The 13,588-nt window shown below is 42.3% G+C and carries 14 protein-coding genes, 1 pseudogene and 1 other annotated feature (1 of these 16 cut by a window edge); of the genes and pseudogenes, 2 read left to right on the top strand and 13 right to left on the bottom strand.

All coding sequences use genetic code 11. From position 1 onward, the window contains the following. Positions 1-5: 5 nt before the first annotated feature. From ruvA to nadB, 6 genes and pseudogenes are all read right to left on the bottom strand, one after another. Positions 6-608, bottom strand: a complete 603-nt coding sequence (ruvA, locus tag ACOT8F_RS06460) for a Holliday junction branch migration protein RuvA (RefSeq protein WP_421650747.1) — start codon at positions 606-608, stop codon at positions 6-8. Between the two features lie 304 nt (positions 609-912). Beyond that, complete coding sequence (locus ACOT8F_RS06455) at positions 913-1,437, bottom strand: BofC C-terminal domain-containing protein (RefSeq protein ID WP_421650746.1); 525 nt, start codon at positions 1,435-1,437, stop codon at positions 913-915. A gap of 1,619 nt (positions 1,438-3,056) precedes the next feature. After that, positions 3,057-3,207, bottom strand: a pseudogene (safA, locus tag ACOT8F_RS06450) (SafA/ExsA family spore coat assembly protein); the annotation flags it as partial. 254 nt (positions 3,208-3,461) lie between these two features. Continuing rightward, positions 3,462-4,571, bottom strand: a complete 1,110-nt coding sequence (nadA, locus tag ACOT8F_RS06445; protein WP_421650745.1) for a quinolinate synthase NadA — start codon at positions 4,569-4,571, stop codon at positions 3,462-3,464. After that, on the bottom strand, positions 4,568-5,416 hold the full coding sequence (nadC, locus tag ACOT8F_RS06440) for a carboxylating nicotinate-nucleotide diphosphorylase (RefSeq protein WP_421650744.1): 849 nt from the start codon (positions 5,414-5,416) through the stop codon (positions 4,568-4,570). Before nadC ends, nadA begins: the two co-directional genes overlap by 4 nt. Continuing rightward, positions 5,413-6,978, bottom strand: a complete 1,566-nt coding sequence (gene nadB / locus ACOT8F_RS06435) for an L-aspartate oxidase (protein WP_421650743.1) — start codon at positions 6,976-6,978, stop codon at positions 5,413-5,415. Before nadB ends, nadC begins: the two co-directional genes overlap by 4 nt. Positions 6,979-7,150: 172 nt before the next feature. Here nadB and ACOT8F_RS06430 point away from each other — a divergent pair, with 172 nt between their 5' ends. Together ACOT8F_RS06430 and ACOT8F_RS06425 are read left to right on the top strand one after the other, a co-directional pair. Further along, positions 7,151-8,293 carry an IscS subfamily cysteine desulfurase gene (locus tag ACOT8F_RS06430; protein WP_421650742.1) on the top strand — a complete coding sequence of 381 codons (1,143 nt, stop codon included), beginning with the start codon at positions 7,151-7,153 and terminating at the stop codon, positions 8,291-8,293. Next, positions 8,290-8,838 carry a transcription repressor NadR gene (locus tag ACOT8F_RS06425; RefSeq protein WP_421650741.1) on the top strand — a complete coding sequence of 183 codons (549 nt, stop codon included), beginning with the start codon at positions 8,290-8,292 and terminating at the stop codon, positions 8,836-8,838. The genes ACOT8F_RS06430 and ACOT8F_RS06425 overlap by 4 nt, the downstream gene beginning before the upstream one ends. A gap of 51 nt (positions 8,839-8,889) precedes the next feature. On the opposite strand, the gene pheA is transcribed toward ACOT8F_RS06425, so the two are convergent. The 7 genes from pheA to rplU form a co-directional block, all read right to left on the bottom strand. Then, a complete protein-coding gene (pheA, locus tag ACOT8F_RS06420) occupies positions 8,890-9,750 on the bottom strand; it encodes a prephenate dehydratase (protein WP_421650740.1) in 861 nt (286 codons plus the stop codon). A 16-nt stretch (positions 9,751-9,766) separates the two neighbouring features. Further along, positions 9,767-10,210: an ACT domain-containing protein gene (locus ACOT8F_RS06415; protein ID WP_421650739.1), complete on the bottom strand. Its 444-nt coding sequence runs from the start codon at positions 10,208-10,210 to the stop codon at positions 9,767-9,769. A 157-nt stretch (positions 10,211-10,367) separates the two neighbouring features. Beyond that, a complete protein-coding gene (gene obgE, locus ACOT8F_RS06410) occupies positions 10,368-11,657 on the bottom strand; it encodes a GTPase ObgE (RefSeq protein ID WP_421650738.1) in 1,290 nt (429 codons plus the stop codon). 33 nt (positions 11,658-11,690) lie between these two features. After that, a complete protein-coding gene (locus ACOT8F_RS06405) occupies positions 11,691-12,242 on the bottom strand; it encodes a Spo0B C-terminal domain-containing protein (protein ID WP_421650737.1) in 552 nt (183 codons plus the stop codon). Between the two features lie 314 nt (positions 12,243-12,556). Beyond that, positions 12,557-12,847: a 50S ribosomal protein L27 gene (gene rpmA, locus ACOT8F_RS06400; protein ID WP_421650736.1), complete on the bottom strand. Its 291-nt coding sequence runs from the start codon at positions 12,845-12,847 to the stop codon at positions 12,557-12,559. Between the two features lie 15 nt (positions 12,848-12,862). Continuing rightward, a complete protein-coding gene (locus ACOT8F_RS06395; RefSeq protein WP_421650735.1) occupies positions 12,863-13,198 on the bottom strand; it encodes a ribosomal-processing cysteine protease Prp in 336 nt (111 codons plus the stop codon). An 11-nt stretch (positions 13,199-13,209) separates the two neighbouring features. Then, positions 13,210-13,518, bottom strand: coding sequence for a 50S ribosomal protein L21 (rplU, locus tag ACOT8F_RS06390; protein ID WP_421650734.1), 309 nt, complete (start codon positions 13,516-13,518; stop codon positions 13,210-13,212). 16 nt (positions 13,519-13,534) lie between these two features. Beyond that, positions 13,535-13,588: a sequence feature (ribosomal protein L21 leader region), on the bottom strand; it runs 30 nt beyond the window's last position.

The following is a 13,588-nucleotide window of genomic DNA, read 5'->3' as shown; positions in this document are numbered from 1 at the left end:
TCACCCTACTTCAGAAGCTTTTGCAAAGCTTTTTTAACATATTGATCTGTAGTGAGCTTTTCATCCTTCAAGGATGGAAGGACTTTATTGATCTCCCTCTCTGCATAGCCAAGAACTTTTAAAGCTTCTATTGCTTCATTTAATGCTCGGGCGCTTGCATCCCTTCTTTCAAGCTCCTTATGCGTAAACAAGTCTGGAATAAGTTCCGGAGCGACATCCGCTAGCTTCCCTTTCAAATCTAAAATAATCTGACGGGCGGTTTTTTTTCCTACCCCCGGGAATTTCACCAAAAACACTTCATCTTCCCTTTCAATCGCTTCTACAACTTGTGATGGGTCACCTGAAGCAAGAATGGCCAGAGCCCCCTTTGGACCAATACCTGTTACATTCAGCAGCTTTGTAAAGAGGCTTTTTTCTTCTCTTGATTTAAAACCGTAAAGTGCCAGAATATCCTCTCTGACATGCTGATATGTATAAATCGTTTCTTCGCTTTGTATTTGAAAAACGTACGGATTTGGAGTAAAAATTTTGTACCCTATGCCGCCGTGATCAATGACTAAATATTCAGGAGAAATATAATCAACCTTGCCTTTGACGAACTCTATCAATGTCTTCACCTCTTTGTGACTGAACCCCATTGTATCACAAAAAGGCGGTTTTCGAGCACATAATGTTAACATATGTTCGGCGATATTTAAATTAGGCTCTTTTCTTAAACTTTGTTGATTTTTCTCCCATTTAAGTGAATTCAGAGCAAGAATACATCTGCAAGTTTTAAGAAAAGATGCCACGAAACAAATCTTTATGCGTGTTTAAAACCCGTACGAATAGCAGTAATCTTTGCGAAAACAAACGTTATTTAAAACAACGCAAAAAAGAAACCGGTAAAACACTTTGTTTTTAGCGGCTTCCTTATTGCTTGTCAGGCGCTGCTGTAAAGTGCCGGTATGTTTCAATGACTCTTAAATAATGGTCCCTAGTACCGACTCTTATGCCTTTATTTAATTCACTGTGATTTCTGCTTTCCAATTTGCCGACATCAATCTGAAAAAAAGATTGAATCACTTTGGATGAAGGTTCAGGCTTGCCAAGGAAAATAGTTAATATCCCTTCGTTTGATAAACCGAAATAACCGTTTGCTTTCATTAAAGGAGAGATATCATCCATCTGTTTTCGAAATACCATTTGAGAAGGGCTTTCATCAAGCAGTTGCCAATCTTCGTATCGGGCCCAAAAATCCTCCATGGACCAAATTTTTTCTTTTTTTTGCTCCTGGCTTGTCTCTCCATCCAAATAAACCCTCTCGAGAATGACTTTCATTTCAAGCGGCTTTTCTTCAGAAGATTTATTTTGATGCACAGCATGACTGAGAGGCACATCTAAAAAAGAAGCAAAAAAACAAGTTGTGATCAGTACGATTCTATTGATAAGCTTCATCTGGCACACCCTTTAATTGTTGAGGTTATCATTACAAAGCAGCCAAAAAATTTACTGAAAGGAATATTCCAATTTTAGTCTGGCCAAATATAGAAATTTTATCCTTTTCATTTGGCGTGGCAGTGATCTTAATGACCTAGGTGTTTATTTCAAAGGATGAAGCATTTTAAAAAAACAAAAGAGACGATTAGAGATCGTCTCATACATTTGTTCAGAATATTTTTAGTCTTCAAATCCATCGTCAAAAGGCGGTCTTCCAAACATTTGACCTTGCTGGCCCCCATATTGAGGCATCCCGTACTGCTGGCCTCCAGATTGAGGCATCCCATACTGCTGGCCTCCAGATTGAGGCATCCCGTGCTGCTGGCCTCCAGATTGAGGCATCCCGTGCTGCTGGCCCCCATATTGAGGCATCCCGTGCTGCTGGCCCCCATATTGAGGCATCCCGTGCTGCTGGCCCCCATATTGAGGCATCCCCTGCTGGCCCCCATATTGAGGCATCCCGTGCTGCTGGCCCCCATATTGAGGCATCCCCTGCTGGCCTCCATATTGAGGCATCCCATACTGCTGGCCTCCATATTGAGGCATCCCATGCTGCTGGCCTCCATATTGAGGCATCCCATGCTGCTGGCCTCCATATTGAGGCATCCCGTACTGCTGTCCTCCATATTGAGGCATCCCGTACTGCTGGCCTCCATACTGCGGCATTCCGAACCGTTGACCGCCATATTGCGGCATCATTCCATATCCTTGCTGATAGCCGTCCCCAGATGGTCCTCCGCATCCACAGTCATCCTGTGCATAGGCTCCCATTACGTTGGGCTGATTCTCATATTCTCCCATCACATTTGGCTGGTTTGCATAGGCGCCCATAACATTTGGGTTCTCATATGCTCCCATTACGTTTGACTGGTTCTCATATGCTCCCATTACGTTCGGCTGATTCTCATATGCTCCCATTACGTTCGGCTGGTTTTCATACGCTCCCATTACGTTCGGCTGGTTTTCATACGCTCCCATAACTCCCTGGGGCATCACTGGGCCATATCCATATGGCATAGGGCCTGGGACCATTCCCGGAGGGCAGTATGGTTCAGGGATCCATCCCGGCGGGCAGAAACCTGAGCCAGGCAATACTGGGGATACCGGCATACATTCAGGCTGGTATGCAGGCATTTGCTGCACTCCTGCTACATTTGCAGGCATATTGGCAGGCATATTGGCATTAGGCATGTTTGGCATATTTGCCATACTCTTGTTGGCCTCCTCTTTCTTCGCTGGTGAAACAGCCTTAGGTGCCTCTTTGGCAGGCTTTGCCTGTTCTTTTGCAGGCTTTACTTCAGGCAGAACATTTACTGGTTTTTTTGGAAGCTGCGGCTGTTTTGGCGGCAAATTCATGTTTAGAGAATAATAGTTATTAATATCGATTTCCGGATATAATGGCTGAGGAATATTCGGCATTTTCGGCATTACCGGTACAGGCATCTCTTTCTTTTCTGCCTTTACTTCCTCTTTCATAGGTGCTTCCTTTGGCTTTTCCTTTGCAAAAGGGTGCTCCATCGGCATTTCTTTTTTAGGTGGATTTCCCATCGGTGCTTCTTTCTTTACAGGAACATTTCCTCCTGCTGGCACTTTAATTTTCATTCCCGGCATAATTGCATCGGGATTGCTTAACTGGGAATTCATTTTTTTCAATTCTTCAAAGTCACACCCGTATTTTTTTGCAATTTTCCAAAGGGTATCCCCTTTTTGAACAATATGGATTTTCAACGGTTCCCCCTCCTATTCAATAAACTGTAAACGATACAGCTTTACAGCTAAATGCCATTCTTCTTCATCACAACTTATTCGAATGGAGGGCTGTTTATGCCTATTATCCAAATAGGGTCGATGAAAGGAAAAGCCTTTGCAGCCTTTACCCTTTATCTAGATATGTTTTTTTATGGGCTATGGTTATTTGTCCTGCAAAAAAAAATAGTAAAGCTGCTCATAGTACGCGGCTTTACTAAGTAATTCTTATGACTTTATCTGATTGAAAGCATTCGATCAAGCGCCTTTACAGCATTTCTTGTCACGTCTTCACCAACGATAATCTGGTTGACTCCCGTTCCGTTTTGATCGAGCTCTTCTAAAGACCACAGAAGATGAGCGAGATCAATTCTGTTCATCGTCAGGCAAGGGCACATATAAGGATTCAGGGAGATCACCTCTTTATCCGGATGAGCTTGAATCAGTCTGTTTACAAGATTCATTTCAGTTCCAATCGCCCATTTGCTGCCTGCTGGGGCTTTTTCAAGCATATCAATGATATATTTTGTTGAACCGGCATAATCAGATTTCACTACAACTTCATGTGTACATTCAGGGTGAACGAGAATGGACATATCCGGTTTTGATGTTCGAATGTATTCAATATTTTTAACGGTGAATTTCTCATGTACAGAACAATGTCCTTTCCATAAAAGCACTTTGAGATTATCTTCGCCTTCATATTCAAGCTTCTCGGTGTTTTGATCCCATACCGCCATTTTCTCTAAAGAAATATCAAGGTCAAAAGCGGTATTTCTCCCAAGGTGCTGATCAGGCAGAAAGAGTATCCGCTCTTTTTGTGATAAAGCCCATTTTACGATTTCTTTTGCATTAGAAGAAGTGACTGTTGCTCCTCCGTTTTTCCCTACAAAAGCCTTAATCGCAGCTGTAGAATTAACATAGGTCAGCGGAATAATGGTATCGCCGAAAATTTTCTGAAGCTTTTCCCATGCCCGCTCTGTCTGTTTGATATCCGCCATATCTGCCATCGAACAGCCCGCACGCATGTCAGGGAGATAGACCTTCTGATGATTAGCTGTCAGCATGTCAGCCGTTTCAGCCATAAAATGAACTCCGCAAAAAACAATATGCTCCGCTTTTCGGTTTTCGGCAGATGCTTGTGCAAGCTGCAGGGAGTCACCTGTTATGTCGGCAAATTGGATAATTTCATCTTTTTGGTAATGATGCCCAGGAATGAGCAGCTTTTCCCCAAATTTGTTTTTGATTTCCCGTATTCTTTCTTCCATTTCAGAAACCGGTATACTTTTATATTTTTCAGGAATCATCCTCATTTGATCATTTTTTAGTGTTTGCAGAAGACTCACGCCATCTCCTCCTTATTGTTCATATATAAACTAATGTCAAGAGACTTAACCGAATGTGTGAGGAAGCCGAGTGATATGTAATCGACCCCCGTATTTCCGAAAAGAGGCAAAAGCTCATGTGTAATGCCGCCGGATGCTTCCGTAATAATGGATTTAGGGGTCAGCTCTGCAAACCTTTTTACTTCTTCAGGAGACCGGTTGTCAAACATGATAATATCTGCGTTCGCTTCGATCGCTTCATAGAGCTGTTTTTCGGACTCAATTTCTACTTCAATTTTCACAGTATGCCCGATTGAATGCCTGGCTTTTTCAACTGCCTTTTTAATCGAACCGCAAAAGCCGATGTGATTATCTTTAATCATGACAGTATCATAGAGGCCATATCGGTGATTGCAGCCTCCCCCTGAGCGGACAGCATATTTTTCGAGCATTCTAAGACCAGGTGTTGTTTTGCGTGTATCAGTTATTTTGGTATGAGTTGAATTAAGCTGTTTAACTGCCTGATTAACTGCAGTCGCAATCCCGCTCATACGCTGAACAAGATTTAATATAACACGCTCACTGCTTAAGATCGTCCGGATTGAAGAATGGGCAATGGCAATCTTTTCTCCCTTTTTTACTGCCTCACCGTCTTTTTTCAGCAGCCTGATCTCAGCAAAAGGGTCCATTAGAAAATATCCCTGTTCAACAACGCTGCTTCCTGAAAAAATGCCATCCTCTTTGCTGATCAAAACAGCTTCTCCCCTATCGTCCTTTGAAAAAATAGAAGTGCTTGTCAAATCTCTTTCTCCAATATCTTCTAAATAAAATTGCTCGAGCATTTTTCTCAGCTTCAGTTCATTCATTTAATCACCCCTGAATGTGGCCTTTCTATTTTTGTTCCTTCAAGACTCTGTCTGATTTGCTGGCCTCTTAGGCTTTCCTCCTGTTCAGGAAAATCTCTCCTATAATGCCCTCCCCTGCTTTCTATTCTTAAAAGGGCCGAGCGGGAAATAAGAAGCCCCGCTGTCAGCAAATTCAATATTTCAAGCTGTTCGATTGTGGAATTCTTCACAAATTTTTCGTAAGAAAAGATTTTCAGTTGAAAATGGTTAAACCATTCATAGGCATTTTTCAATCCCGGTCCGTTACGTTCGATACCGAGGAATGCAGTCACAACACTCTGAATTTCCCTTTTGGAAGGCAATTCTTGAAGAAATTGATCTGTATATGCCAGCTCTTCTGGATGCTCTTTTTTACCAATAGGTCTTGATTTCAAATGCACCGCTAGCTTTTTCCCAAAAACCAAACCTTCTAATAAGGAGTTGCTGGCAAGCCGATTCGCTCCGTGAACGCCGGTGCAAGCTGCTTCACCAACGGCATAAAGGTGCGGAACTGCTGTTTCGCCGTTTAAAGCGGTCACAATCCCCCCCATTAAAAAATGCATCCCCGGCACGACAGGAATTAATCCTTTTTCTAAATCAATGCAATACTTCCGGCACATGGCGCTAATGGTTGGAAATCTGTTTGTGAAGTTTTTCACAGGATTTATGTTTAAAAAAACGGTCTCCCCTCTTTGGTTCCTTCGGAAAATCTCTCTTGCAACAATATCTCTTGGCGCAAGATCTTTATACGGATGAACATTATTCATAATCCTTTCTCCTGCCTCGTTTTGCAAAACAGCCCCTTCTCCTCTTACCGCTTCCGAAATTAGCCCGGCAGCTTTTCCTTCAGCAGAAAGCATTGTCGGATGAAACTGAACAAATTCTAAATCAGCGAGCTCAGCACCTGCCCTGTATGCCAAACCAATACCATCCCCTGTTAAGCTTGAATGGTTGGAGGTATGTTTAAAAAGAGCTCCACAGCCGCCAGTGGCAAGCACAGTATGAGAAGCTGTATAATACGCTAATTTTCCAGCAGCATCTTTTCCTATAACACCAATGCAATCGCCATATTTTTTCAGCAAATGAACGGCCATTGTATGCTCGATGAATGTCACTTTATTTTTCAGTTTTTGAATCAGGAACAGCATGATGGCTTTGCCTGTTGCATCTCCCCCAGCATGGACAATCCGATGATGCTTATGTGCACCTTCTTTCCCAAGCAAGAGCTTCCTTGAAGGATCCTTGTCGAAATCTACCCCGTTTTCTATTAATTCCTGAATTTCTTTTTGCCCGCTTTTTACAAGCTGCTCCACTGCATCAATTGAATTATGGAAAGCCCCTGCCTGAAGCGTATCTTCCATGTGAGATTCCCAGGAATCCCCTGCGTTCATTACTGCAGCAACTCCGCCTTGTGCCATGTAAGAGTTGCCGTCTGTTATGCTGCCTTTCGTTATGATCGTTACGCTCATACTTTCACAAACATGGTAAGCAACAGTTAAAGCTGCCAAACCGCTTCCTACAATTACAATGTCGGAATGAGGCATCTTCATCACCTAACTTTACATCTGTCTTGACACTTATCTTTACATAACTTTAAACTAAAAACAAGAATTTTTTCTTTGTATGATTATGAAAAAGAACTGAATCCTTAAGCAGCTTACTTTGAAATGAACTGAAAGAATAGCAAGTATTTTATATAGACTGGGAGAAATGAATATGATCAATTTGGATTATGCGGCAACAGCACCTATGAGCCCCCTTGCTTTACAGGGCTACATCGAAGCAGCTGAGGAAATGTATGGGAATGCAAGCAGTCTTCATGATCTCGGGGGAAGGGCGAAAGAACTTCTTGAAGCCTCAAGAACAATGATTGCGCTTGCCCTTCATGGGGATGCTAAAGGGTTATACTTTACAGGAAGCGGAAGCGAGGCCAATATATTAGCCATTCAATCTCTTTTGAATGGGATAGACGAACCTCATAAAAACGAAATTATCTGCAGTACGTTTGAGCACTCCTCTATTAAACTTTATATGGAGCATTTGAAGGAAAAGGGATACATTGTTAAAAAAATTTCCCCTGATTCAGGCGGCCGTATCTTGCCAATTCAGCTTGAACCGTTATTAACGGAAAATACGGCGCTTGTAACCATTCAGCAGGGCAACTCGGAAACAGGAATCCTTCAGGATATCGGAAGAATCAGCCCTTATTTAAAAGAAAAGGGAATTTTGTTTCATAGTGATTGTGTTCAAACCTTTTGCAAAATACCTATTTTCGCAAAAGAATGGGGAATTGATGCAATTTCAATCTCAGCACATAAAGTGTTTGGGCCAAAAGGAATCGGAGCAGCCTATATAAATACCAAAACACGATGGCAGCCTGTCCTCCCTGGGACCACACATGAGTATGGCTTCAGAAGCGGTACGGTAAATGTGCCGGGCATTGCCTCCTTTGCCATAGCTGTAAAAGAGTTAAGCAGCTGTATGGAAGAAAATCAGCAGCAGCTTCGAAAGCTTCGAAATTGTTTAAAAAGACTCCTGAAGGATCACTCTGTGAATGCCGCATTTATTGAAGGCGAGCTCCAGCTTCCAGGGATTGCAGGGTTAGTTCTTGAAAATATGGAAGGACAGTATGCCCTATTGTCCTGCAACCAGCATGAAATTGCTATTTCTGCCGGAAGTGCCTGTCAGGCAGGAATGCAAATGCCCTCAGAGACTGTTACTTCTTTAGGTTATTCAAGTGAAGAAGCGCTGCGGTTTATAAGAGTTTCAATGAGTGCCAAGACAACAGAAGACGAATTGCTTTCCTTCACGAAAGTCCTTCAAAATGTTAGATTAGAAGCAGGTATAGGAAAGGATTGAAAAAGGTGGGGCAAAAACAATCAGGCGAAGAACGCAGAAAAACGATATTAGAATGGTTAAAATCAAGCACCAGCCCTTTGACAGGCAGTGAACTGGCAAAGAAAACAAACGTGAGCCGTCAAGTCATTGTACAGGACGTGTCCTTGTTAAAAGCAAAAAATATTCCCATCATGGCAACGAGCCAGGGCTATATATATGTGGAAAAATCAAGAAAGCCTCACCCTTTTGAGAAAATGATAGCGAGCAGGCATTCTCCTGAGAAAACAATGGCCGAATTAAATTTGATCGTTGATTATGGCGTGACGGTCAAAGACGTTATTGTCGAGCACCCGGTATACGGTGATTTGACTGCTTCAATTATGGTCCATACAAGAAAAGAAGTGGAAGAATTTATTGAAAAAGTGCGAGATACGAAAGCTTCTTATCTATCTCAGCTCACGGAGGGGCTGCATCTTCATACCCTTTGTGCAGATTCAGAGGAAAAGCTCATTCAGGTTACAGATGCTCTTGAAAAAGCGGGATTTTTAGCAGAAGAAAATGATTAATGCAGGCATGCAAAAGGATCCGGTTATCTCACCGGATCCTTATTTTGATCTCTATAAATTGTATGCCTTGTAACTGCCAAGAAGCTTTACCCCGCACCCAAGTGCTTCAAGCTCTGAAATGGCGCCTGGGATCAGGATGGAATCCATTCCTTGTTCGATATCGATAATGAAAAAATAGTTACCAAGGCCCGTCTTCCTCGGTCTTGATTCAATTTTGGACAAATTCAGCCTGCGCCAAGCAAAAGCTGAAAGAACTTGATGCAGCGTTCCTGACTGATCTGAAGGAAGCGTAATAACCAAGGTTGTTTTCTCCCTGCTGGAAAGACTTTCAAAACTTGCAGGTTCAGCATCTTCCGAAGGATGAAGAATAACAAAGCGAGTATGATTATGGCTGTAATCTTGAATGTCTCGCTCCACGATCTCCAAATTATAAACAGAAGCGGCCATCTCATTGGCAATAACAGCAATGCGCTCTTCAAAATGCTCGCTTGCATATCTTGCAGCTGCTCCTGTAGATGGAGCATTTTCTAAAGAAATGCCGCGGAAGTTGGTATGCAAATATTTATGGCATTGTGCAAGGGCATGAGGATGTGAATAGACCTTTTCAGCTTTTTTCCATTTTTCTGTGTTGCCTTTATTAACCATTAAATGCTGTGCTATGGGAGCTGTTATTTCTCCGCATATGTATAAGTGCTGTTCATGTACTAGGTAATCGACGGTAAGGTTGACCGAGCCCTCAATGGTATTTTCAAGAGGGACAACAGCAAATTTTACCTCATTTCCGGCAACAGCATCCATGCAATCCGGAATGGTTTGATAAGGTACTGCCATTATTTCTGAACCAAAAAAGCGGGTTACCGCCATATGGGTAAATGTTGCTTCAGGACCCAGATAACCAATTCTCGTACTCAATTTCTGTTCATCTCCCTTATGCCCCGGAACCAAGAATCTCTACCTTTTCCACAAATTCCATCCGTTTAAGCCTGGACATTAATTTATTAATATCTTCACTCATTCCATTAATGTTTAAAGATAAGGTTACATTCGCCCTTCCCTGAAGGGGAATTGTCTGATGAATGGTTAGCACATTGCAGCCTGCCCCCGCAACGATCCCCAAAAGCTCTGATAAGGTGCCTGATCGGTCTTCAAGGTGAAAGAATAGTGTAATAATCTTTTCTTTTACCACATTGTGAAAAGGAAATACGGCATCCCGGTATTTATAAAAAGCACTTCTGCTGAGATCGACACGCTGGACAGCCTCTGCTACAGAATTTGCTTTTCCTCTCTCAATCAGCTTTTTCACTTCCAAGGTTTTCTGCATGGCCTCAGGCAGAACATCTTCTCTGACTAGATAAAAGCTTTCTTCTTTCATGGGGTTCTTCCCCTCCCTGGAAGTTCTTAAAAGTCCGGCGAAAATTAATTTCCAATTTTCAGTATTTTCCCTCGTTAAGGATGCTGCCGCCTAAAGTATCCTTACTTTGCTTTAAATATGTAAGAAAAGCGGAGAGCATTTTTGCTCTCCGTATGAGTTAATCCACAAAATCAAATTCAAATTCAAGAAGCCGGACTGTATCGCCATTAACAGCACCATTTTCTCTAAGTGCCTCGTCAACACCCATTCCTCTAAGCTGTCTTGCAAAGCGGCGGATGGATTCTTCTCTTGAAAAATCAGTCATCTTGAACAGTTTTTCAATTTTCGTTCCAGTTAAGACAAACGCACCGTCACTGTCACGGCTAATGGCAAATGGAGCCTCTTCCTCTTCAAATTTATACATAACACGATGGCTGCTTGTATCCTCTTCCTCTTCATAAAGAGGGAATTCAGGAGTCTGCTCAACCGTATTGGCAATTTCAAAAAGAAGGTCTCTTACACCTTCACGGGTAATCGCTGAGATCGGGAATATTTTATGATCATCCTTCAGCTTTTCCTTGAATTTTTCCAGGTTTTCGGCTGATTCAGGCATGTCCATTTTATTCGCAACAATAAGCTGCGGTCTCTCAGTCAGTCTGAGATTATATTCCTTTAATTCCTCGTTGATGGTCACATAGTCTTCGTAAGGATCCCTTCCCTCACCTGCAGACATATCAATTACGTGCACAATAACCCTTGTGCGTTCAATGTGCCGCAGAAACTGATGGCCAAGGCCTGTACCTTCATGCGCGCCTTCAATTAAACCAGGCAGATCAGCCAAGACAAAACTGCGATTATCTTCGGTTTCAACAACTCCGAGATTCGGCACCAGTGTCGTAAAATGATATTCAGCAATTTTTGGTTTTGCAGAAGTTACAACAGATAGAAACGTAGATTTTCCGACACTTGGAAAACCGACAAGACCGGCATCTGCAAGCAGTTTTAATTCCAGTATAATATTACGCTCCTGGCCAGGTTCCCCATTTTCAGCAACCTCAGGGGCAGGATTGGCTGGTGTTGCAAATCGGGAATTTCCCCGCCCTCCGCGGCCTCCTTTTGCAATAACAGCCCGCTGTCCATGCTCAACAAGGTCTGCTAGCACCTGGTTTGTTTCTTCATCCATTACAACCGTACCAGGCGGAACTTTTACAACCATGTTGGCTGCATTTTTCCCATGCTGATTTTTGGACATGCCGTGTTCGCCTCGGCTGGCTTTAAAATGTCGCTGGTAACGGAAATCCATTAACGTGCGCAAGCCTTCTTCCACTTCAAAAACGACATCTGCGCCTTTTCCCCCATCGCCGCCCGCTGGACCGCCTTTTGGAACATATTTTTCACGGCGGTAAGCAACCATACCATTGCCACCGTCTCCGCCTTTAACATATATTTTTACCTGATCGACAAACATGTCTTTTTCCTCCGTTCTAAAACCCGATAAACCTTATTTCTTAATAGCAAGCACTGCAGTCCATTCATATGTATGAAGCTGAAAATCAATGAGAGAAATCCCGTCCTTTTCACATTTATGAAAAAAAGAAAGAAGTTCCTGACTATTGTTTATCATTCCATGAAAATCAAAAATGAAACCTGTTTGCCTGCTTATGTTTTCTGTATCTATCGAAACAACAAGATGATTTTCTGTTCTGCGGTCCACGTGGTCATCCAGAAGCTGAAAAATTTTCTTGAATAAATCGTTCATTCTCTGTTCAAATTCAGATAAGTCCCCTATTTCCCCAAGTACTTCATATTCAAGAGTAAAATGGTGAATCTCCCATGGGAAGGTAATAAGCAAAGCGGCAAATTCAGGAACTTTTAAGTTACATACCTTAGATTCCTGCTGGGCTTCGATAACGATTTCATCAACAATCTCATTTACCCGTTCATACTTTCCCAGTGATAAGTTTCCTTTAATCAGCTGGAGCTTATTCATCCAATCATGGCGGTAGTGGCTGATCGCTTCTACTATTCCCCAATCTCTATCTGTTTTTTTCATTTTTGCACTCCACTCATTCATTGATTTCCGCAGGGAGTTTAAAAAATTATTTTGCACATGATGACTGCTTTTCCAGTTCTTTTTCGCCCCAAGGTTAGACTTTAAAAGAGAAGAGAAACATTCTCTTCAAAATCATTATTACAAAAATTATATCAAACTTGAGAAGAGGAAAAAATGGTTTCTTCAAACATTCAGGTGAAAACACCCTTTTAAAAGGAAAACCGGCCAATTTAAGCCTGTCACATCGGGTTTATACTTCATTATGGACTAAATAAAAAACTCCAGCCAATCAAGTGGCTGGAGTTTTTTAGGTTTTAAGCTTCTTGAGCTTCAGGGTATACGCTGACTTTTTTACGGTCACGGCCTAAACGCTCGAAACGTACAACACCGTCTACTTTTGCGAATAGCGTGTCATCGCCGCCTAGTCCAACGTTTTCACCTGGATAGATTTTTGTTCCGCGCTGACGGTAAAGGATAGATCCGCCTGTTACGAATTGTCCGTCTGCACGCTTAGCGCCAAGGCGCTTTGCAATGGAGTCACGTCCGTTCTTTGTAGAACCTACTCCTTTTTTGGAAGCAAAAAACTGAAGGTCTAATCTTAGCATGAAGTCCACCTCCTATTAGTCTTTTATGGTTATTCTGATATACTCGCCGTAATCTCTTTCAATGGTTTGCAGGGAAACGAGCATTCCTTCAAGCAAAAGCTGCGCTTTTTCAAAAACAGCATCCTCTAGACCATCTGGAAGTTCAAATTTCAAATAGCCTCCCTCAGAACCTATATCAAGCTTCGGTTCAATATTGGCTAGTGCTATTATTGCATTAACTGAGCCGAATGTAACGGCACTTGCTCCTGCACAGACCAAATCTCTTCCATACTCATTTGACTGGGCATGGCCTGATAATGAAAAGGAACGAATGAAACCGTCTTTGGAACGGTTAATCGCTGCGTTTATCATTTCAGATCGCCTTACGCGTTGATTGCGTCAATGACAACTTTTGTGTATGGTTGACGATGACCTTGCTTTTTGCGATTATTTTTCTTCGCTTTGTATTTGAAAACGATGATTTTTTTCGCGCGGCCGTGTTTTTCAACCTTCGCAGTTACAGTTGCGCCTTCAACTAGAGGGCTTCCAACTTTAACGTCGTCGCCGCCTACGAATAAAACCTTGTCAAAAGTAACTGTTTCGCCAGCTTCAGCAACAAGTTTCTCAATGTAGACAGCTTGGCCAGCTTCTACTTTGATTTGCTTACCGCCTGTTTCAATAATTGCGTACATTCCAAATGCACCTCCCATTTATACTCAGACTCGCCAGTTAGCAGGTGTTTCGGCTAATGCCAAATCTTAA

The organism is Chryseobacillus diguaensis, assembly GCF_049220665.1.
Lineage (GTDB): Bacteria > Bacillota > Bacilli > Bacillales > Bacillaceae > Metabacillus_B.
Note: the sequence above shows the minus strand (reverse complement) of the source record. Positions and strands in the feature narration are given on the sequence as shown.

Bases quoted from the DNA above. Each gene is read 5' to 3' on its own strand.
- ACOT8F_RS06455 (WP_421650746.1), bottom strand. From the start codon at position 1,437: ATGAAGCTTATCAATAGAATCGTACTGATCACAACTTGTTTTTTTGCT.
- nadC (WP_421650744.1), bottom strand. From the start codon at position 5,416: ATGAATGAACTGAAGCTGAGAAAAATGCTCGAGCAATTTTATTTAGAA.
- nadB (WP_421650743.1), bottom strand. From the start codon at position 6,978: ATGCCTCATTCCGACATTGTAATTGTAGGAAGCGGTTTGGCAGCTTTA.
- ACOT8F_RS06430 (WP_421650742.1), top strand. From the start codon at position 7,151: ATGATCAATTTGGATTATGCGGCAACAGCACCTATGAGCCCCCTTGCT.
- ACOT8F_RS06415 (WP_421650739.1), bottom strand. From the start codon at position 10,210: ATGAAAGAAGAAAGCTTTTATCTAGTCAGAGAAGATGTTCTGCCTGAG.
- obgE (WP_421650738.1), bottom strand. From the start codon at position 11,657: ATGTTTGTCGATCAGGTAAAAATATATGTTAAAGGCGGAGACGGTGGC.
- ACOT8F_RS06405 (WP_421650737.1), bottom strand. From the start codon at position 12,242: ATGAAAAAAACAGATAGAGATTGGGGAATAGTAGAAGCGATCAGCCAC.
- rpmA (WP_421650736.1), bottom strand. From the start codon at position 12,847: ATGCTAAGATTAGACCTTCAGTTTTTTGCTTCCAAAAAAGGAGTAGGT.
- ACOT8F_RS06395 (WP_421650735.1), bottom strand. From the start codon at position 13,198: ATGATAAACGCAGCGATTAACCGTTCCAAAGACGGTTTCATTCGTTCC.
- rplU (WP_421650734.1), bottom strand. From the start codon at position 13,518: ATGTACGCAATTATTGAAACAGGCGGTAAGCAAATCAAAGTAGAAGCT.